At 65.1% G+C, this 719-nt stretch carries 2 protein-coding genes; both read right to left on the reverse strand.

Features of this window, described 5'->3' with window-relative positions:
- Positions 1–13: 13 nt before the first annotated feature.
- Positions 14–322 carry a VpaChn25_0724 family phage protein gene (locus ROE7235_RS19780; RefSeq protein WP_121097773.1) on the reverse strand — a complete coding sequence of 103 codons (309 nt, stop codon included), beginning with the start codon at positions 320–322 and terminating at the stop codon, positions 14–16.
- Positions 319–719 (reverse strand): DUF2730 family protein (locus tag ROE7235_RS19785; protein ID WP_220669607.1); only part of this gene is annotated, 401 nt, incomplete at its 5' end. The genes ROE7235_RS19785 and ROE7235_RS19780, both read right to left, overlap by 4 nt.

The following is a 719-nucleotide window of genomic DNA, read 5'->3' on the forward strand; positions in this document are numbered from 1 at the left end:
GCGGCGGCATGGATCAGGCCCCGCGATTGCGCGGGTGCGGGCGCTGGATATCCGGGTGCGTGGCCACGCCCTGGGCAATCTCGACCCCGCGCTCGGTCGCGGTCGTGATGACGAAATCGCCCCGGTCGTCATTCTCGACAAAACCGTTCTCATTCAGCCACGCCAATTCGGTGATCACCTGCGACCGGGTCGAGGTGACGCCCACGCCGCGCAGCACATCGGACAGGATCGACGCGTTCGACGTATATTCGGTGCAACGCTCAAGGTGGCGCAGGATCGCCAGACGCCTGTGGCGGCGCACGGTGGCGGGGTAATCGCTCATCGTTTGCCCCCCTCGAGTAGGTGATCTTCATGGCGCGTGACCACGCTTTCCAGCCGCGCCATGATCTTGGCGTTGCCTTCCATCGTGGCCCCGATTTCGCGCAGGTCGCCCCGGATACCGGCGAGTGCCAGCTCCAACTGGTGCATTTGATCCTTGCCGGGCATGGCGTTGACGGTCTGGCTCAGGCCAACCAGCTGCTGGGCGTGGCGCTCGGCGCGCTTGTCCTGTTCGCTGGCGCGGTCTTCCAGCTCGCTCACGCGCCCGCTCAGTTTGCGGGCGGGACCGGTGAAGATAGTCCAGACCATGGCACCAAGGTTCAAAAGCGTCATGATGCCCGCCGCCACGACGACAATCTGGCTGAAATCGATGGTCGATGTCATGCGCGCCCCCGGACCAC

The organism is Roseinatronobacter ekhonensis (assembly GCF_900499075.1).
GTDB lineage: Bacteria > Pseudomonadota > Alphaproteobacteria > Rhodobacterales > Rhodobacteraceae > Roseinatronobacter > Roseinatronobacter ekhonensis.

What these genes read in the sequence shown, in the direction of transcription:
- ROE7235_RS19780 (WP_121097773.1), bottom strand. Translation starts at nt 322, where the DNA reads ATGAGCGATTACCCCGCCACCGTGCGCCGCCACAGGCGTCTGGCGATC.